General features: G+C 37.2%; 18 protein-coding genes and 1 riboswitch. All 18 genes read left to right on the forward strand.

Annotated elements, in window-relative coordinates; translation table 11 throughout:
• The first annotated feature begins 100 nt into the window (after window positions 1–100).
• The 18 genes from mdh to AAFN87_RS00830 all read left to right on the forward strand — a co-directional run bounded on the left by mdh (window position 101) and on the right by AAFN87_RS00830 (window position 20533).
• The gene (gene mdh, locus AAFN87_RS00745; protein WP_347789079.1) at window positions 101–1039 is read left to right on the forward strand and encodes a malate dehydrogenase; all 939 of its coding nucleotides are present in this window, start codon (window positions 101–103) and stop codon (window positions 1037–1039) included.
• A 227-nt stretch (window positions 1040–1266) separates the two neighbouring features.
• On the forward strand, window positions 1267–1707 hold the full coding sequence (locus tag AAFN87_RS00750; protein ID WP_347789080.1) for a MaoC/PaaZ C-terminal domain-containing protein: 441 nt from the start codon (window positions 1267–1269) through the stop codon (window positions 1705–1707).
• Between the two features lie 46 nt (window positions 1708–1753).
• Entirely contained in the window at window positions 1754–2461 is a 708-nt protein-coding gene (locus AAFN87_RS00755; RefSeq protein ID WP_347789081.1) for a winged helix-turn-helix domain-containing protein, read from the forward strand.
• The gene (pnpS, locus tag AAFN87_RS00760; protein ID WP_347789082.1) at window positions 2458–4005 is read left to right on the forward strand and encodes a two-component system histidine kinase PnpS; all 1548 of its coding nucleotides are present in this window, start codon (window positions 2458–2460) and stop codon (window positions 4003–4005) included. Before AAFN87_RS00755 ends, pnpS begins: the two co-directional genes overlap by 4 nt.
• Before the next feature lie 228 nt (window positions 4006–4233).
• Window positions 4234–5187: an FtsH protease activity modulator HflK gene (hflK, locus tag AAFN87_RS00765; protein WP_347789083.1), complete on the forward strand. Its 954-nt coding sequence runs from the start codon at window positions 4234–4236 to the stop codon at window positions 5185–5187.
• Window positions 5187–6215 (forward strand): protease modulator HflC, encoded by a 1029-nt coding sequence (gene hflC, locus AAFN87_RS00770; protein ID WP_347789084.1) that lies wholly within the window; start codon window positions 5187–5189, stop codon window positions 6213–6215. The genes hflK and hflC overlap by 1 nt, the downstream gene beginning before the upstream one ends.
• A gap of 250 nt (window positions 6216–6465) precedes the next feature.
• The gene (locus AAFN87_RS00775) at window positions 6466–6909 is read left to right on the forward strand and encodes a DNA polymerase I (protein WP_347789085.1); all 444 of its coding nucleotides are present in this window, start codon (window positions 6466–6468) and stop codon (window positions 6907–6909) included.
• 124 nt (window positions 6910–7033) lie between these two features.
• Window positions 7034–7133: riboswitch (SAM riboswitch) on the forward strand.
• A 109-nt stretch (window positions 7134–7242) separates the two neighbouring features.
• On the forward strand, window positions 7243–8268 hold the full coding sequence (locus AAFN87_RS00780; RefSeq protein ID WP_347789086.1) for a methionine ABC transporter ATP-binding protein: 1026 nt from the start codon (window positions 7243–7245) through the stop codon (window positions 8266–8268).
• Entirely contained in the window at window positions 8258–8920 is a 663-nt protein-coding gene (locus AAFN87_RS00785) for a methionine ABC transporter permease (RefSeq protein WP_347789087.1), read from the forward strand. The genes AAFN87_RS00780 and AAFN87_RS00785 overlap by 11 nt, the downstream gene beginning before the upstream one ends.
• A 13-nt stretch (window positions 8921–8933) precedes the next feature.
• Window positions 8934–9803, forward strand: coding sequence for a MetQ/NlpA family ABC transporter substrate-binding protein (locus AAFN87_RS00790; protein ID WP_347789088.1), 870 nt, complete (start codon window positions 8934–8936; stop codon window positions 9801–9803).
• A 15-nt stretch (window positions 9804–9818) separates the two neighbouring features.
• Complete coding sequence (locus AAFN87_RS00795; protein ID WP_347789089.1) at window positions 9819–11027, forward strand: M20 family metallopeptidase; 1209 nt, start codon at window positions 9819–9821, stop codon at window positions 11025–11027.
• 139 nt (window positions 11028–11166) lie between these two features.
• Window positions 11167–13794, forward strand: coding sequence for a DNA polymerase I (gene polA, locus AAFN87_RS00800; protein WP_347789090.1), 2628 nt, complete (start codon window positions 11167–11169; stop codon window positions 13792–13794).
• Between the two features lie 12 nt (window positions 13795–13806).
• On the forward strand, window positions 13807–14679 hold the full coding sequence (gene mutM / locus AAFN87_RS00805; RefSeq protein WP_347789091.1) for a bifunctional DNA-formamidopyrimidine glycosylase/DNA-(apurinic or apyrimidinic site) lyase: 873 nt from the start codon (window positions 13807–13809) through the stop codon (window positions 14677–14679).
• Between the two features lie 10 nt (window positions 14680–14689).
• Complete coding sequence (gene coaE, locus AAFN87_RS00810) at window positions 14690–15283, forward strand: dephospho-CoA kinase (protein ID WP_347789092.1); 594 nt, start codon at window positions 14690–14692, stop codon at window positions 15281–15283.
• 265 nt (window positions 15284–15548) lie between these two features.
• On the forward strand, window positions 15549–16568 hold the full coding sequence (locus AAFN87_RS00815; protein ID WP_347789093.1) for a glyceraldehyde-3-phosphate dehydrogenase: 1020 nt from the start codon (window positions 15549–15551) through the stop codon (window positions 16566–16568).
• Between the two features lie 253 nt (window positions 16569–16821).
• Window positions 16822–17184, forward strand: a complete 363-nt coding sequence (speD, locus tag AAFN87_RS00820) for an adenosylmethionine decarboxylase (RefSeq protein WP_347789094.1) — start codon at window positions 16822–16824, stop codon at window positions 17182–17184.
• 158 nt (window positions 17185–17342) lie between these two features.
• Window positions 17343–17810 carry a transcriptional regulator NrdR gene (gene nrdR, locus AAFN87_RS00825; RefSeq protein WP_347789095.1) on the forward strand — a complete coding sequence of 156 codons (468 nt, stop codon included), beginning with the start codon at window positions 17343–17345 and terminating at the stop codon, window positions 17808–17810.
• 26 nt (window positions 17811–17836) lie between these two features.
• Window positions 17837–20533, forward strand: coding sequence for a DnaD domain protein (locus AAFN87_RS00830; protein ID WP_347789933.1), 2697 nt, complete (start codon window positions 17837–17839; stop codon window positions 20531–20533).
• Window position 20534 lies beyond the last annotated feature (1 nt).

Raw genomic sequence — 20534 nt, forward strand, 5'->3', positions numbered from 1 at the left:
TAACACACTTGATTTGTTTAATTGAGGGAGAGAGCATAGCCTCCTCCCTCTTTTCGTAGAATGAAAATTATTAAACCAACAATCAAAGGAGTGTATTCAAATGACTTTGAAGCGAAAAAAAATCTCAGTAATCGGCGGCGGTTTCACTGGTGCTACTGCAGCTTTCTTAGCGGCACAAAAAGAACTTGGTGATGTAGTGTTAGTTGATATTCCTGCAGCAGAAAACCCAACAAAGGGGAAAGCTTTAGATATGTTTGAAGCTTCACCAGTACAAGGCTTTGACGCTAAAGTAATTGGTTCTTCTAACTACGCCGATACGGCTGATTCTGATATAGTTATCATTACGGCTGGTGTTGCTCGTAAACCAGGTATGAGCCGTGATGATTTAGTTCAAATCAATCAAAAAGTAATGATTTCTGTATCTACAGAAATCGCAAAATACTCTCCAAACGCAACAATTTTAGTTTTGACTAACCCAGTTGATGCTATGACTTACACTGTTTATAAAACTACTGGATTCCCTAAAAATCGCGTAATCGGTCAATCAGGGGTTCTTGATACAGCTCGTTTCCGTTCATTCATCGCTGAAGAACTTAACATCTCTGTAAAAGACATTACTGGTTTTGTATTAGGTGGGCATGGTGATACAATGGTGCCGCTTACTCGTTATTCATTCGCTGGAGGAATCCCATTAGAAACGTTAATTGAGCCTGAGCGTTTAGAGGAAATCGTTGACCGTACGCGTAATGGCGGTGCTGAAATAGTAAACTTACTTGGTAACGGTTCTGCATATTATGCTCCAGCAGCGGCACTAATCGAAATGGCTGAAGCTATCCTTAAAGATCAAAAACGTGTATTACCATCAATCGCTCTTCTTGAAGGTGAATATGGATATCACGATATTTACCTAGGTGTTCCAACGTTACTTGGTGCTAATGGTATTGAAAAGATCTTTGAACTTGAATTAACGGACAATGAAAAAGCAGCATTAGACAATTCTGCTGAAGCTGTTAAATCAGTACTGCGAATTTTAGATTAATAAAATATGCGCGTGACGGGGAAGCAATTCCTCGTCTTTTTTTATTATTATAGATGGTAAATAAAGAAGGATTCCGCACGCAACGACAACCCGCTTTCGAAATAGAGTTTAGCGAATACGCTTTTCATATAGTATGATTAATAATGGGTGTCTATTTATACATAATTGTACTTTTCTGAAAAAATTGTTACTATGAATGTAGTCTCATATAAAAGGGAGTTGCGTGAGTGTTGCTACGAAAAGATGGGAAGCAAGGTAAAAGGATAGCTGATATTACTGTTGGTGAAAAATTGCATGTTACCGAAAAAATAGAAGACAAAGATTTACTGTTATATTTAGGGTTAACGAATGATAATAATCCTTTATTTATTCAGCATGATTATGCAGCTAAGACCCCTTTTGAACAACCTATCGTACCGCAAATTATGCTGAATGGTATTATTACGTCTACTATTTCTAAACATGTACCTGGCCCAGGCTCATATATTAAGGAACAGTCGATTAAGTTTTTACAGCCAGTGCGTCATTATGAGACGATTGATTTTGTTTTGCAAGTCGATGAAGTCGATGTACAAAATAATGAAGTGTCAATTGCTGTAACGGCTAATAATGCGCAACGAGAATTAGTAATTGAGGGCATTCTAAAAGTTTCACCTCCTTATTTATAATTAGGTTTGAAATGGGGGTTTCAAATCGATGATGGAGGCAAATTCAATGGGAAAAACAATTTTAATTGTTGAAGATGAAGTGTCAATCGCAACACTTCTGCAATATAATTTAGAGCAGGCAGGTTTTACAGTATTGCTTGCACATGATGGCAAAGTTGGTCTTGAATTAGCTATAGAAAAGGCCCCAGATTTAATGCTACTTGATTTAATGTTACCGAAACTAGATGGTATGGAAGTATGTAAAGAACTACGTAGCTTAAGGAAGAATATTCCTATTATAATGTTAACAGCGCGTGATGATGAATTTGATAAAGTGCTTGGGCTTGAGCTAGGGGCAGATGATTATATGACTAAACCATTTAGCCCGCGTGAAGTTATTGCACGTGTTAAAGCTGTATTACGTCGTTTTACTACGCCAGTTATAGAGGAAATAAAGACAGGTGAAAAGCTGTATGAATATGGACCTTTGAAAGTATTTCCAGAGCGGTTTGAAGCATCTTTAGAAGAAGAAGCACTTGAATTTACACCAAAAGAGTTCGAATTACTTGTTTATTTACTAGAAAATAAAAACCGTGTTCTAACGCGTGATCAGCTATTAAGTGCAGTGTGGAATTATGATTTTGCTGGCGATACACGCATTGTTGATGTGCATATTAGCCATTTGCGTGAAAAAATCGAAGAAAATAGCCGTAAACCGCTATTTATTAAAACAATTCGCGGACTCGGATATAAATTTGAGGAGCCCAAAAAATGAATAAATCAATGAGTGGCCGTTTATTCTTTTCGTTCGTATTTCTCTTAGTGGCTATTTTTGCTGTCCTAGTGCTTGTCATAGGTCAGCTTTTTCCTTTTTATGTAAAGGATTATATGCAGTCACAAATTGAAATTTCGCAAAAAAATGTTAAAGAACTTTTACAAGAAGCAAATGTTGAGCTGACAAGTGAGCAACAAGAACAATTGCTGCAAACGTATGAATTCAGTGCAGACCATGAACATTTAAGTTATTTGCAAATGCGTTTACTGCTTGTACTCGGTTTTTTATTTACTATAGCTCTTATAATTCTTAGTGTTCTAACTTATAAAATGGTGCTTAATTTTGTTGAGCCGATTGTTAATGTTACAAAGACAGCGAGGGAGCTAGCGGTAGGGAATTATCGTGCGCGTGCTTTTGCAAATGGACCTAAAACAATTGTTGAGTTGCGGAACTCTATAAATATTTTAGCCCGTAATTTACAAGATATTACGAAAATGCGCGAAATTGAAGATGAGCGTTTAAAAACATTAATTGAAAACATGGGTAGTGCCCTCATGATGATTGACCGTGAAGGGCATGTATCCATTGTTAATAAACGATTTTTAGAACGTTTTGGTTTAGAGTATGGGCAAGTAAGAGATAAAAACTTTTTAACACTTGGTTTACCTGAAGAGCTAGAGGCTTTTATTGACCATGTGTTTTTAACTGAGCTACCATACCGAAAGCAGCTTGAAATGGAAGTGCAGCAAGAAATAACATATAAATTTGTATATGGTGCGCCTGTTGTTGGAGAGAATGGTAGATGGCTTGGTGTAGTGCTCGTTATGCATGATGTAACAGAACTCGTGCGTTTAGAACAAATTCGCAAAGACTTCGTAGCCAATGTGTCGCATGAACTTCGAACGCCCATTACGTCTATTAAAGGCTTTTCGGAGACATTGCTTGATGGAGCCTACAAAGATGAGAAAATGCTACTGTCGTTTTTAGATATTATGTACCAAGAAAGTAATCGTCTGCAAATGCTTATTCAAGATTTATTAGAACTGTCGAAAATTGAACAACATGGCTTTTCGGTTGATATAATGTCTACGAGTTTACAAGATGTTCTTATCCGAGCAGTCGATGTAACGAGTCCACGTTTAGACGAAAAAGATATGCAGTTCTCAGTTGATATTGCAAGAGATGTGCGCGTACTAGCAGATGCGAATCGTCTTATACAAATATTTACGAATTTAATAGCAAATGCGATTATGTATTCTCCTGAAGGAACGACGGTGACACTGCGTATTAAAGAAACGGATGAATATGGTATTGTGGAAGTTGAGGATCAGGGTATTGGTATCGAGAAGAGTGAAATCGCTCGTATTTTTGAGCGCTTTTACCGTGTGGATCGAGCTCGTAGTAGAAATTCAGGAGGTACGGGGCTCGGTTTAGCCATTGTAAAGCACTTAGTCGAAGCACATCATGGTAAAATTCAAGTAACTAGCGAAGTAGGGAAAGGTACGTGTATTAAAATTTTATTACCGCTCGATAAGCCATCTTAACAAAATATTTACAAAGCTGTTACAAGAAATTTAACATTTACCTTTATAGTATGTATTAGAAACCCCTATTTCTAATTGAATAAAATAGTAAGTAAAAAGTGGTGAGCGGATGAACGCTCACTACTTTTTTCGTTTTTGTGAAACTTTTTGCAAACTAATCCCGTAAATGAATTATATATAAAAAGTTTCCTATTTAGGATACTTATACATAATAAGGGAGGAATAAGCATGAGCGTAAAGCGAACATTATTAACGATAGCATTAGGGTTATTTGCAGTTGTAGGCTTAATTGTAGTATTAACATCTTGGTATACCGTGGATGAATCAGAGCAAGCGGTCGTCATTACATTTGGTAGCGCGGATGAGATCATTACAGAATCAGGTTTACATTTTAAATTACCGTGGCCCGTACAAAGTGTAGAAGTATTGTCGAAGGAAACATTTAGTTTAGAGTTCGGATATAAGGAAGCACCAGACGGCTCGATGGAAGTGTACGATGCCGAAACGAAAATGATTACAGGTGATGAATTCATCGTGTTAACGGATTTAGTTGTACAGTGGAAAATTACCGATCCAAAAAAATATTTATTCAGCTCACAAAATCCGAAAGAAATATTACACAGTGCGACATCAAGTTCAATTCGTTCGATTATCGGTAGCTCTAAAATTGATGACGCTTTAACGGAAGGGAAATCTGAAATCGAAGCAAAAACGCGTGATTTATTAGTAGAACTAGTTAATAAATATGATATTGGGATTAGCGTTTTAGGTGTCAAGCTACAAGATGTAGAATTACCGAATGCAGAGGTTCGTGCGGCATTTACAGCGGTAACAGATGCACGTGAAATGAAAGATACAAAACGAAACGAAGCACAAAAATATGAAAACCAACGTAATAGTGAAGTGGAAGGAGAAATTGCTGCTATACAAGCAAAGGCGGAAGGACAAAAGTTTGCCCGCATTGAGCAAGCACGAGGGGAGGTAGCAGTATTTAATAAACTATATAACGAATACAAAGGTAACAAAGCGATTACACGTGAACGTTTAGTTCTCGAAACATTAGAGAATGTACTACCTAATGCACAAATTTATATTATGAATGACGATGAGGGTAGTACGCTGAAATACTTACCGATTCAGCCTCCAACGACTACGGGTAAAACAGAAGGGAGTGGTAATTAATGAGTAATAATAATTTTGATGGAGATTTAGAGAAATTCATTAAAAATTTATTTGCAGATAAAAATAAAAAACGTAAAAATGTTGTTGATATGGAGCCGAATACGTCTAATGCAAAAAAGCCGAAAAAGGAAAAGAAACCAGTTAATATGCGTCAATGGGTAACTTCTGGCATTCTCATGACTGTCATTTTTGCAATTATGGTTATAGTTATTGCGAATCTATATGTCGTAAAAGAAAGCGAATATAAAGTTGTGCGTCAGTTCGGTGAGGTCGTAAAATATGAGCGTGAACCTGGCCTCCACATGAAAGTACCATTCATCCAAAGTGTGACGACTTTACCGAAAAATTTAATGACGTATGATATGACACAGGAAGAAATTAATACGAAAGACAAAAAACGAATTATTATTGATAACTATGCGGTTTGGCGTGTTGTGGATCCGAAAGCTTTGATTTCCAATGCAGGTACATTACAAAATGCTGAGCGACGTATGAGTGAGTTTATATATTCAGTTATTCGTTCTGAACTTGGTAAATTACCATATGGTGAAATTATAAATGATGGAAATTCATCGCGTGGTAATATTAACGACAGTATTACAGAAAAGGTTAACGAGTTATTATCTAATGATAATTACGGTATTGAGGTAGTTGATGTACGGATTCGTCGTACAGATTTACCACCGGAAAATGAGCAAGCCATTTATAATCGTATGATTTCAGAACGTGAAAAAACTGCGCAAACATATTTATCAGAAGGGGATGCGGATAAAAAACGTATTGAAGCGGAGACGGATCAAAAAGTTCAGCAGAAACTTGCTACAGCAAATAAAGAAGCTTCACTCATTCAAGCTCAAGGGGAAGCTGAAGCTGCAAAAATTTTTAACGAAGCGTTCTCAAAAGACCCTGAATTCTACTCACTATACCGCACATTAGAATCGTACAAGAAAACGATCGGAGAAGATACGATGATTATTTTACCATCAGATTCTCCGTATGCGAAACTATTATCTGGATATATAGAATAGAATTCAATTTAAGATTAGAAGAGAGTTTTTAGTAATAAATAACCTCAATTGAGATACGATTGTTCACATACAGGTTGAACTTGAAACACCGATAAATGACTGTTTAAACGTCATTTGTCGGTGTTTTTTCCTTGATTTGTAATGTATTTTCTAATTCGTTGAAGCTATCTATTTTGTTACGGAAAAATATATTACTTTAAAATAATATATTTTTTGTTATAATAGTCTATGAAACTTTATTAAGGGGTGAATGCACTTGAGTAAATGGATTCAAAATACATTACTAGCGTTCATTATCGCCACATCCGTAACAGCACTGTTCCAATCTACTAATTTTACTTGGATGAATGCTAGTATTTTTCATATACCAGTTTTATTTATAATATTAATGTTTGTCGGTTTAGTTATTGCAGAAGATGTTCGAAATTCGTTTAAAAAAGTTTTATGGTTCGAAAAACGTGAAGATAAGCGCCCGATTTGGCAAGTTGGGGTTGGCATGATTTTTTATTTTGCACAAGTAGGCTTTGTAGAAGTGTTTGCTCGAGGATTAATGACATATAATTTAGGGGGCATGCCTTTATATTTAGTATTTAGTTTTTTAAATGCCTTTTTATTAACTGTCATTTTTGAAGAAATTTTTTATAAAGAAAAACAAAATACAGCGGCAAACTTTAAATTTAAAAAGTTAAAATAATAAAATATGTGTACAATTCTTGCGTATTTTCAAAAAAATCATTAATTTTAGATAAATGATTGACAAGCAGATTACTAAGGTTTAAAGTAGTAAACAATTAATCAAACAATTTAATAAGTCACAATTCTTATCAAGAGAGATGGAGGGACAGGCCCTTTGAAGTCTCGGCAACAGCAATTATGCAATGTGCCAAATCCTGCAAGCGTATGCTTGGAAGATGAGAACAAAGTGCTTTTCGATTTGAAAACCTTTTGTTTCTTTTTCTTTTAAGAAACGAAAGGTTTTTTTATATTTAAAAAACAAAGATGTTTTATGGGGAAAGTAGGTTTTAAAATGATTGAATTTTTAAATGTTTCGAAAAGTTTCGAAACACCAAAACGAGATGTTCATGCAGTAAAAAACGTAACGCTCACAATTAATAAAGAGGATATTTTCGGTGTTATTGGTTTTAGTGGTGCAGGGAAAAGTACATTACTCCGCTTAGTGAACTTACTTGAAAAGCCTACTTCAGGTGTAGTGAAGGTTAATGGAACGGATTTAGCCTCGCTCTCAAGTAAAGAGCTCCGTACATTGCGTAGAAGAATAGGTATGATTTTTCAAAATTTTAATTTATTCACATCGAGAACCGTGGCAGGGAATATCGGGTATCCGTTAAAGTTAGAAGGTGTGTCAAAAGCAGAAATTGAACGTAAAACAAAAGAACTATTATCTTTCGTTGGTTTATCAGATAAAGCAAATGACTACCCAGAGCAGCTATCAGGTGGGCAAAAACAACGTGTAGGAATTGCTAGGGCACTTGCAACTTCACCGGAAATTTTAATTTGTGATGAAGCAACCTCTGCGCTTGATCCAGAAACGACAGCCGATATTTTAAAATTACTAAAACGTGTAAATGCTGAACTTGGCATTACGGTACTACTAATCACACATGAAATGAATGTTATTCAAACAATTTGTAACCGCGTTGCTGTAATGGAGCAAGGGGAAGTGATTGAATCAGGTGATGTATTTGATGTATTTACGCGACCAAAGCATACGACAACACAACGATTTATCCAGTCGGTGCATCAAGATATTCCTTCGACAGAAGTATTGCAAGAATGGAAAGGAAATGGTGGGCAGCATTTATACCGTGTGTTATTTAAAGGGGCTGTAACGAATAATCCGCTACTTTCAGAAGTAACACAAAAACACGGAATCCACTTTAATATTGTGTATGGTTCAGTTCGAGAAATTCAGCAGCAGCTATTCGGTAATCTAGTAGTATCGTTTGAAGGGCAAATAAACGATGTGAAAAAAGTTATTGATGAGTTAGCGCTGAAAGTAGATATCGAGGAGGTTTTAGCTGATGAAGGTTGATTGGACTACATTTTGGCCAAGAATTGTGGAAGCAACAGGTGAGACGCTTTATATGGTGTTATTAACGCTGATTTTCGGTTCAATTCTAGGTATTACTCTAGGTTTACTTTTGTTTGTCACACGTGAAAATAATATTTTAGAAAGTAAAATCACGTTCAACGCTCTAAATTTATTTATTAATATCATTCGTCCAATACCGTTCATTATTTTCCTTGTGGCACTTTCTCCATTGACAAGAATAGTAATGGGTACAACGATTGGGACAACAGCAGCTGTATTCCCAATGACAATCGCGGCGGCATTTGGTATAGCGAGGATAGTTGAAACTAACTTAATTAGTATTGATCCAGGTGTTATTGAAGCAGCAAGGGCGATGGGAGCAAGTCCATTTCAAATTATTTATACAGTTCTTATTCCTGAAGCGCTCGGTCCACTTATTTTAGGTTTAACGTTTGTAACAATTAGCTTAATTGACTTCTCGGCAGTAGCGGGAACAGTAGGAGGCGGTGGACTTGGACATGTAGCAATTACATACGGTTACCAACGCTTTGATGGTAGTGTCATGATTGTTACGGTTGTTATATTAATAGTCCTTGTACAATTAGCTCAGTGGCTAGGCAATGCTTTATCTAAAAAAATATTAAGACGATAGGAGAACTAAGAATATGAAGAAAATATTATTACTAATTGTAACGGCACTAGCTGCAATTGCTTTAGCAGCATGTGGAGGAAATGAGGCAACTAATGCCGAGGCTTCAAAAGTGATTAAAATCGGTGTTAATGGTGCAGACGGTGCACAGTGGCCAATCTTAAAAGAAAAATTAGCGGCAGAAGGTATCGAAATAGAACTAATCGAATTCTCGGACTACACATTACCAAATAACGCTTTAGCACAAGGGGATGTGGATTTAAATGCATTCCAACACATTTCTTTCTTAGCTAGTTATGTAAAAGAGAGCGGCAATGATTTAGTGCCAATCGGTTCAACAATATTTGCACCTTTAGGTTTATATTCAGAAAAAATTAAAGATATAAATGAAATTAAAGAAGGTGACAAAATCGCAATTCCAGATGATCCGACAAACCAAGCTAGAGCATTGCGTTTACTTGAATCGGCAGGTTTTATTAAATTGGCAGATGACTTCGGTTTATTTGGAGACCCAACAAAAATTACAGAAAATCGTTTGAAATTAGATATTATTCCAATGGTTGCACAACAAACACCACATGTATTACCAGATGTTGCAGCGGCAGTTATTAATAATGGTATTGCTGGGCAAGCGGGGCTTTCGCCAGGTGAAGATCCAATTTACCGTGAACTAGCTGAAGACGATAGTGTATTCCCTTATGTAAACATTATTGCAGCACGTGCTGAAGATATAGATAATGCTACATACAAGAAAATTATAGAATTATACCATTCAGAAGAAATTGAAAAAGTGATTACTGAAGATACAAATGGTGGTTCAAAGCTTGTTATTCTCACAGATGAGCAATTAAAAACTACATTTGAAGATTTAAAAAATCAAAAATAAGAGGAGTGTTTTTTCATGACAACAGCAATTAATGGACATGATGTTATTGTACAATCAGTCGAACGATCAAAGGCTCAATATATTGAGGTTAGTAAGGCGATTCATGCTAATCCGGAAATCGGTAATAAGGAGTTTTTTGCAAGCGAGCAATTAGTGAATATATTACGTGATGCACAGTTTCATATTGATACAGCAGTTGCTGGTCATGAAACATCATTCTATGCTGTAAAAGATAGCGGCAAGCCGGGTCCAACAATCGCTTATTTAGCAGAGTATGATGCACTACCAGGTTTAGGGCATGCATGCGGTCATAATATTATTGGTGTGACAAGTGTTGCAGCAGCAATCGCCTTAGCAGAAACTATCGAACAAACTGGTGGACGTGTCGTAGTATTAGGTACTCCTGCTGAAGAAGGTGGACCGAATGGCAGTGCGAAAGGTAGCTTCGTGCGCCATGGCTACTTAAAAGATGTTGATATCGCATTAATGCTACACCCGTCTGGAAAAACATCGCTAACATCGAATTCATTAGCTGTTGATCCTTTAGATTTTCATTTTTACGGAAAAGCAGCGCATGCATCGGGCTCGCCTGAAAAAGGGATTAATGCATTAGATGCAGTTATTCAGCTTTATAACGGTATTAACGCATTGCGTCAGCACGTACCATCAGATGTACGTATTCACGGCATTATTACACATGGCGGGGATGCACCAAATATTGTTCCAGATTATGCATCTGCTCGCTTCTACTTCCGTGCCAATACGTGGAAAAAAACGGAGGAAGTTGTAGAACGTGTTCGTGCAATTGCTGAAGGTGCAGCACTTATTACAGGCGCAACAGTGAAAATCGAACGCTTCCAAAATGAAGTAAAGGATTTAGTTATAAATGATGTTGTAGACCGTGTATTGGGCGAAAAGCTTGCTGCTGTTGGTGAACATTTAGAATTAAAACGCGATGGCGGTCTTGGTTCAACAGATGCAGGAAATATTAGTTACGAAGTACCAACTGCACACGGTTATATTAAAATCGGACCAGATGATTTAGTTGCTCATACGAATGAATTTAGAGAAGCGGCAAACTCTGAAGTAGGTTACGCTGCACTTGTGAAAGGTGCAATTGCATTAGCGCAAACTGGCTACGACTTTATTCAATCCCCTGAGTTAGTAGCAGAAGCTAAAGCGGCATATGCAACAGCAATAGCCAGTAAAGAAAGCGAAGCATAAAATGGAAGCTATGCAAGAAGATAAATGTCTTCTTGTATAGCTTTTTTGGTGGTAAAATCCTAGTTTTCACGCTAAAGTAAACTAGAGAGGATTTCGAACGCATGTTTTATATATTTAATGATAGAAGGGGTTGTGCTGTATGGCGAAAGAAAAATTATTATTATTAGACGGCAATAGCTTAGCTTATCGTGCCTTTTTTGCGTTACCATTGCTGACAAATGATAGCGGTATTCATACAAATGCTGCGTACGGTTTTACGACAATGCTACAAAAAGTTTTAGAGGAGGAAAATCCAACGCAAATGCTCGTTGCATTTGATGCTGGGAAAACGACTTTCCGTCATGAATCATACGGTGAATATAAAGGGGGGCGTCAAAAAACGCCACCTGAATTATCAGAACAATTCCCATACATTCGAAAGCTTATTGATGCGTACAATATTAAGCGCTATGAATTGGAGATGTATGAAGCAGATGACATTATCGGTACGCTAGCAAAGCAAGCGGTAGCTGACGATATTGAAGTTATTATCGTATCTGGCGATAAAGATTTAACACAGCTTGCAACAGATAATGTGACAGTATACATCACCCGTAAAGGGATTACGGATGTTGAAAAGTACACACCAGCCCATATCGAAGAAAAATACGGTTTAACGCCGCTACAAATAATTGATATGAAAGGATTAATGGGGGATGCATCCGATAATATTCCAGGTGTTCCGGGTGTAGGAGAAAAAACCGCAATTAAGTTATTAAAAGAATATGGTTCGGTTGAAGCATTGTACGAAGCGATTGATTCGATGAAAGCTTCTAAAATGAAGGAGAAGCTTGTAGCTAATGAAGAAAGTGCGCATTTATCGAAAAAATTAGCAACAATTTACACAGAAGCGCCAATTGAAGTGACGCTTGCAGATTTAACCTACACAGGACCGGACGAAGATGCACTGCTTGCTGTATGGCGAGAACTTGGCTTTAAATCGCTAATTGAAAAGAGCGATATGCAAGGAGTAGTTCAAGAACAAGAAAAATTAACTTTTAATATTGTTAAGGAAATTACAGCGGATCTACTGAAAGATGAAATGGCAATTCACGTTGAGCTTGAAAATGAGCACTATCATAGCTGTCGTATGCTAGGACTTGCTTTAACAGATGGCAACTCTACATCTTACATTCCAGCCGAACTCGTATGTAATAATGAGTTATTAAAGGACTGGCTTGAAGATGCAACGAAGAAAAAATATATAGCAGATAGTAAAGCGACGCAAGCAATGTTAGCCCGACTTGATATTAATCTAGCTGGCGTAGCATTCGACTTACTGCTTGCATCATATATCGTCAACCCAGCGATTTCAGGAGATGATGTTGCGACTCTAGCAAAAGAATTCAGCTATTCGAATGTCCAATCTAACGAAATAATTTACGGAAAAGGTGCAAAGTGGGCTGTGCCAGAAGAAGAGGTGCTCGCAGAACATGTAAGCCGTAAAGCTGTTGCTGTGTGGAATGTGCAGCCGATTGTTGAAGATAAGTTAAAAGAAAACGAACAATATGATCTTTATCACGATTTAGAGTTACCACTTGCTTACGTTTTAGGGAAAATGGAAATAATGGGTATTCGTGTAGATGTAGATACACTAGAGGTAATGGGTACGGAGATACAAGCAAAACTTGCAATAATAGAAAAAGATATTTACGAATTGGCAGGTGAGAAATTTAATATAAATTCACCGAAGCAATTAGGTGTGATTCTATTCGATAAACTAGGGCTACCAGTAATTAAAAAGACGAAAACAGGTTATTCAACAGCTGCTGATGTACTTGAAAAATTACAATCAGAGCATGAAATTGTAAAGCATATTTTAAACTATCGCCAATTATCGAAGCTACAATCTACTTATATTGAAGGGCTAATAAAAGAAATACAACCTGAAGATAGCAAGGTGCATACGCGTTTCCAACAAGCGCTGACTGCAACAGGACGTTTAAGTTCAACAGACCCGAACTTACAAAACATTCCGATTCGCCTAGAGGAAGGGCGTAAAATTCGCCAAGCATTCGTACCATCACATGAAGGCTGGGTATTATTTGCAGCCGATTACTCTCAAATTGAGCTACGCGTTTTAGCGCATATGTCTGAAGATCCTGCATTAGTAGATGCGTTTAAACAAGGAATGGATATCCATACACGAACAGCGATGGACGTATTTAATGTACCTGCTGAGGAAGTTACATCAAATATGCGTCGTGCAGCAAAGGCGGTAAACTTCGGTATTGTTTACGGCATTAGTGATTATGGTTTGTCTCAAAACTTAGATATTACACGTAAAGAAGCGGCAACCTTTATTGACAATTACTTAGCGAGCTTCCCAGGAGTAAAAGGCTATATGGACTCGATAGTACAAGATGCCAAAAAGGCAGGCTATGTCACAACGATTTTAAATCGACGCCGTTATTTGCCGGATATTAAAAGCTCGAACTTTAATTTACGAAGCTTTGCAGAACGTACAGCGATGAATACACCAATCCAAGGTAGCGCTGCTGATATTATTAAAAAAGCGATGATTGATATGGATGCACGCTTACGTCAAGAAGGCTTGCAAGCTAAATTATTATTACAAGTACATGACGAATTAATATTTGAAGCACCTGAAGAGGAAGTAGCGATTTTAGAACGCATCGTACCAGAAGTAATGGAGCATGCCATTGAACTTGCTGTGCCATTAAAGGTAGATTACTCCTACGGTAAATCTTGGTACGACGCGAAGTAAGGAGTGGGATTTATGCCTGAATTACCAGAAGTAGAAGGCGTTGTAAGGGATTTGAAACCCGCTGTGGAAGGAAAATCAATTACGGGCATTGTGTTGTCTGAGACAATTCTAGCGTCTACTGCTGCAGGAAAGCAGTGCATCATCAAAAATATCGAGCCACATTTATTTGAACAAGTTATGACTGGCATGGCCATTGAAAAAATCGAGCGCAGATCAAAATATATTTTCTTTACAATTGTACGAGATGGCGAAGCGTTTATATTAGTAAACCATCTTGGAATGACTGGAGCATGGTTTATAGTAGATTCGCTTGAAGGGATTACAGAGGAAAAATTTCGTAAGCACGCCCATGCAATTTTCACTTTAAATACAGGGGAACTACTCGTTTATTCAGATATTCGACGATTTGGGGAATTGCGTTTTATAAAAAACTTAAGTGATCACCCACCACTACTAAAAATGGCACCAGAGCCCTTTGATGAAGATGCTTGTAAGTTTTTTTTAGCGCAATGTGATAAGCCAAAGTATGCGAATAAAGCGATTAAAGAAGTCATTATGGACGGGCAAGTTATTTCGGGTTGTGGCAATATTTATGCGACAGAAGCGCTCTTCAAAGAAAGTATTCATCCAGCAAGGAAAGTAAGTCGTATTAGTAAAGTGCGTAAGCAGGCACTCTTTGCTACGATTCAAGCAGTCTTACAGGAAAGTATTGATAGCGGCGGCTCGACAATTTCAGATTATCGGTCAATTAATGGTGGAGCAGGAGAAATGCAGCATCGTTTGAAAATGTATGGGAAGAAAGTTTGTCCAGTTTGTGAGACGAATACAAAATCGATGACAATTGCAGGTCGTACATCTGTTTATTGTCCAAACTGTCAACGGTAGGTGTTTAAAAGTGATTATTGGATTAACAGGAAGTATTGCAAGTGGGAAAAGTACAGTAGCGGAGATGCTAAAAGGTTACGGACTCCCGATTGTTGATGCGGATGTAGTAGCACGTGAAGTAGTAGAGCCTGGTACACCGACCTTAGCGCTTATTGCAGAAGCGTTTGGACCTGAAGTCATTGCAACAGACGGCACTATGGACCGAGCAAAGGTAGGGGCTCTTATTTTCCATGATACAGCAAAACGTAAGCAATTAAATGATATAATTCATCCAGCTATTCGTGCGGAAATGCTACGCCAACGTGAAGAATTCGTTGCGAACGGTGCGGAAACGGTCATTATGGATATTCCATTATTATTTGAAAGCAAGCTACAGCATTATGTAGAAAAGATACTTGTCGTATCTGTAAAGGAAGATGTTCAATTGGCGCGTTTAATGGAGCGTAATAATTTATCGCGTGATGAAGCTTTAGCGCGCATTAATTCGCAATTACCAATGTCGGTGAAAGAAAAAGGTGCCGATGCTGTTATTTATAATAATTTGAATATAGAAGCAACCGAAAAGCAATTACAGCACATTTTACAAAATTGGAATGTAATTTAACAAGGGGAGGGCTGTCTCATAATGTGAGGCAGCCCTTTTTGTGATTAGGTTTACTTTGGAATTTGGTGATGTTGAATAAGTCAAATGTGCCACATTGAGGGAATATTATAGTGAAAGTTCATTCAATCACAATGGAATATTTTCTGAATATAACAACATTAAATTTTTGGAAATAAATTGTTCATCTTTTTTCTAAATATGCTATACTAATTTGCGTATATAACATTAAATATGATATCGGAATTAACAGGAGGCATTTAAAATAATGACAGTTTCTATTGCTATTAACGGTTTTGGCCGTATTGGTCGTATGGTATTCAGACAGGCGATTTTACAAGATGAGTTAAGTGTTGTGGCGATTAACGCAAGTTATCCACCAGAAACTTTAGCACATTTAATTAAGTATGACACAAATCATGGCACTTTTGAAGGTACGGTAGAGCCACAAGAAGGCGCTTTAATCGTAAATGGTAAACATGTTGCGATCGTTAGTGAACGCGATCCTTTAAAATTACCTTGGGCTGAAATGGGTGTAGACCTAGTTATCGAAGCTACTGGTAAATTTAACGACCGTGAAAAAGCTGCATTGCACTTAGAAGCTGGCGCTAAAAAAGTTATTTTAACTGCTCCAGGTAAAAATGAAGATATTACAGTAGTTCTTGGTGTAAATGATAACTTATTAGACCTTGCTAAACATGATGTAATTTCAAACGCATCTTGTACGACAAACTGTTTAGCTCCTGTAGCGAAAGTATTAAATGATAAGTTCGGGATAAATAACGGATTAATGACGACAGTTCATGCATATACTAATGACCAAAACAACTTAGATAATCCACATAAAGATTTACGTCGTGCGCGTAACTGTGCATCGTCAATTATTCCAACTTCAACAGGTGCTGCAAAAGCTTTATCATTAGTATTACCTGAGTTACAAGGGAAACTACATGGTATGGCGTTACGTGTTCCTACACCAAACGTATCTTTAGTAGACTTAGTTGTTGATTTAAACAAAGATGTAACTGTAGAAGAAGTAAATGCAGCATTTCAAGCAGCAGCAGATGGTCCAATGAAAGGTATTTTAAATGTATCTATGGAACCGCTTGTATCTTCTGATTACAACACAACAACTTTCTCATCAACAATTGATGGATTAACGACAATGGTTATGGGCGACCGCAAAGTTAAAGTACTTGCTTGGTATGACAACGAATGGGGTTACTCAGCTCGCGTTGTAGATTTAGCGAAAAAAGTATCAAAAGCATTAGAAACTGTTAAAGCATAAACATTTGCCTCGGGATTAATTAGTAATTCCGAGGTTTTTTTGGCAGTATGCATCTATTTTGGGGATTTAATAACGAGTTTTTAAAATAGCATATTTTTGCTATTGCATAGTTGTTTGAAAAATCTTATAATCACATTTGAGTGAGTTTAATCACATGACTACTTAAAGGGTTAGGACCTCTTTGGACTAACTTTCCCCCGTGGTAGTCGACTTTGAACATTACAAAATATTATGTCAAAGGGGGAAGCGAACCATGAGAACGATGGGGCGTCATGTAATTGCTGAGCTTTGGGATTGCGATTTTGAAAAGTTAAACAATGTTAACTTTATTGAACAAACTTTTGTCGATGCCGCTTTAAGATCAGGGGCAGAAGTGCGTGAAGTTACTTTTCATAAATTTGCACCTCAAGGGGTAAGCGGAGTAGTTATTATTTCTGAATCGCATTTAACGATCCACAGTTTTCCTGAGCATGGCTATGCTAGCATTGATGTGTATACGTGTGGCGATTTAGATCCAACAGTAGCAGCAAATTACATTGCGGAAGCACTCGGCGCGAAAATGCGTGAAGCAGTCGTTGTGCCACGCGGTATGGGACCTGTTGTTGTTGGTATTTAAAAGAAAATCTAGTTAAATGAATAAAGTGAGGTAGGGGATTGATCCTCTGCCTTTTTCTGTTTCAAGGAAATAATAAATGTTTTGCAATTGCTAACTCCCGCTAAATGTTATTTGGTATAATGGTAACAGTAAATTGATATGAATCAGGAGAAATAACTATGAGATGTCCAGCTTGTCAGTACAACGGTACACGCGTTGTTGATTCAAGACCTGTAGATGATAATAAAGAAATAAGAAGACGGCGTGAATGTGAATCATGTTTATTCCGTTTTACAACGTTTGAAAAAATAGAAGAAACACCACTCATTGTAGTGAAAAAGTACGGTTCACGTGAGGAATTTAGTCGCGAGAAAGTGCTGCGTGGTTTAATTCGTGCATGTGAAAAACGACCAGTGCCATTAGACTCATTAGAAGAGCTTGTAATGGCGATTGAAAAAGATTTGCGTCGAATTGGAAATCCAGAGGTGCGTTCTGAGGATGTTGGTGAAATGGTCATGGATCGCCTAGCGAAAATTGATGAAGTCGCATATGTACGATTTGCATCTGTTTATCGACAATTCAAAGATATAAATGTGTTTATTGATGAATTAAAAGAATTAATTCATAAACAATCAGAGACAAAATAGTTACTGTAGGAGGGAATACATTGAACATGATCAATCAGCTACATCCGTATGATACTTGTGAAATTAGATGCCCTCATGAATTTAGTTTAGAAAGTCAAAAAGTTTTGCAATTATGTTATCAACCAATAATTGGTGTAGAGGCAGTCGCTTTATATTTAAAGTTTTGGGCGGAAGCTGAGCAAAGTTCACCTACATTTCATCACCATTATTTACTTGATAGCTTAGGCTTTTCGATTAAGCAATTATTTCAAGCGCGCATTACTTTAGAAGCGATTGGCTTATTGCAAAGCTTTAGCAAAGCAAGTATTTCAGCTACGCATTACGTATATAAATTGAAGAGACCTTTAGAAGCAAGTGAATTTTTTGCAGACTCCATATTATCGGTGTCACTTATGCGTAAAATTGACCGTAAAGCATATCAATCATTGCAAGATGCATTAGTAAAGAGAGAACAGTCGATTCAAGGTTTTACGGAAGTGACACGTAGCTTTAATGATGTCTTTTTAAATGTTACTGAGGCAGAACTGCAAAATATCGAACAGTTTTTTCCTCAGCAAATGGGAAGTACAAGCAGTAAAAGTTATCCATTTGAATATGATTTATTTGATTTCAAATTATTCATGGACGGTATGAGTAATTCTTTAGTACCGAGCAAATTATTTACACTTGATATAAAAATAACAATTGCTAAAGTCGCTTTTTTATATAATTATTCGGTAACAGATATGCAAAAAATTGTATTGATGGCACTAAATGAAGATGGCTCATTATCAACGACGATGATTGAGAAGAATGCAGAGGACTTTTATCAATTATCTAGTTCTGGCAACGTACCTAAGCTTTTAAAGCGTTACGAAGTTGATAATGTGAATGTAGAGCAACCTGTTCAAAAAGCTAGCTCAAAAGAAGAACATATTCGTTATTTAGATACGACATCACCGATTAAAGTGTATGAAGATATGAACGGTGTTTTACCTTCAGAAGCGACAGTTATGCAGTTCAATGATTTTCTGCGCCAAGGCATTTCATATGGTGTGTTAAATACGTTAATTCAGTATATCGCGATGTCTGATGGAAAGCTTGATTACGGGGCGAAATTACTACAAAGCATTGTAGATAATTGGGTAAGTAAAGGGGCAACTAATGCCGCTGAAGCAATTCGGATCGCGACTTTAGAGCACGACAAACGTCAAGGAACTGGTCCTACAATTCGAAAAGTAGATCGTATACCTGAGCAAAATATTCCTGATTATGTGAAAGATTATGAACTATCAACACCGTATGAATTCCTTAAAATTTTGACAAAAGGGAAGGAACCATTTAAAGGACAGATACGAATTGCCGAAAGCCTTGTGAAATCTTACGGCATCGCGCAAGGTGTTGCAAATGTCATTGTACAATATGTATGGAACGAGACGAACGGCAAATTACCAGAAAAATTCGTTGAATCTGTCGCATCTGAAATGCGGCAAAAAAACATACAATCGGCTGAAGAAGCTTTGCAATACATTGAACAGCGAGGGACAATTCCTTATAAAATTGGACAAGATGCACTCGGGGAATTTGCATTATCTCCACAAGCACTTGTTTACGATAAAACAACGCCTTACGAATTTTTAAAGCAATTATATGGTGGCAAGGAACCTGTTCGATTTACAGTTGAGCTTGCAGAACAGCTAGTGCTAGCCCAAAAAATGCCGATTGGTGTAGTCAATTATTTAATGGAATATGCGATGCGTGAAACAAACGGCAAAATGACAAAAAACTACATTCAAGCAGTAGCGAGCAACTGGTTAGCGCATAATTTAAAAAGCGCAGCAGATGCGATTCAGTTAGTTGAGCAGGAACAGGCCCCTAAAACGAAACATAAAGTAACGATGGATACACCTCTTGCGTTTAAAGCACAGCAAAAGAATTTAGATAATTGGCTGCCGCGTTATGATGAAGTGATTCCATATGAGTTTTTAAAGGGCTTGAAAAAAGGTGATGAGCCTCTTCCGTATATTGTTGAAATGGCAGAGAATTACGTGTTAACTGGTGGTATGACTGTTGGAGTAGTAAATGCTTTATTTGAATATGTAATTGTTAAATCAGGCCGAATAAATAAAAAGTTCATCGATACGCTAGCTTTCAACGTTCAAATGCAGAATATAATGTTAGCTAAAGATGCGCTACAATATTTCGAGCAAAACAATCAAAAGGCAAATGTTGCGACGATCACACAAGCAAATTTATTGCAATTTTATCCACAAAATTATGAGTTTGCTGATGCGGAGTCAAAATATGAAAAGCAAACACCGTATGAATTTATTAAACAGCTTAACAACGGACAAGAGCCGTTTGACTATACGGTAAAGGCTGCCGAAAAGCTAATAACGCAGTATAGTATGACGCCTGCTGTAGTGAACTATTTGCTTGAATATGTGTTAGAAAAAACAGACGGTGCATTGCCCGAGAAATATATTAACAGTGTGGCGGACTCTTGGCGACGAAATAACTTGCAAACGCTTGGACAAGCAAAAGATTATGTTAAACGCTCTGAGCAAAAAGCGACAGTGAAAAAAGGTGTGAAAGTGGAGCGTGTGCCAGAATGGTTCCATAAAAAAGAAGACTTAATTGAAACTAAGAATTCTGAGCCAGCATCACAAGATCACGTCGATTTAGAGGCAGAGCATAAAAAATTACTAGAACAATTACGGAATTACGATGGGAAGGTGAACTAAA

The organism is Solibacillus sp. CAU 1738, assembly GCF_039888725.1.
Taxonomy (GTDB): Bacteria; Bacillota; Bacilli; order Bacillales_A; family Planococcaceae; genus Metasolibacillus.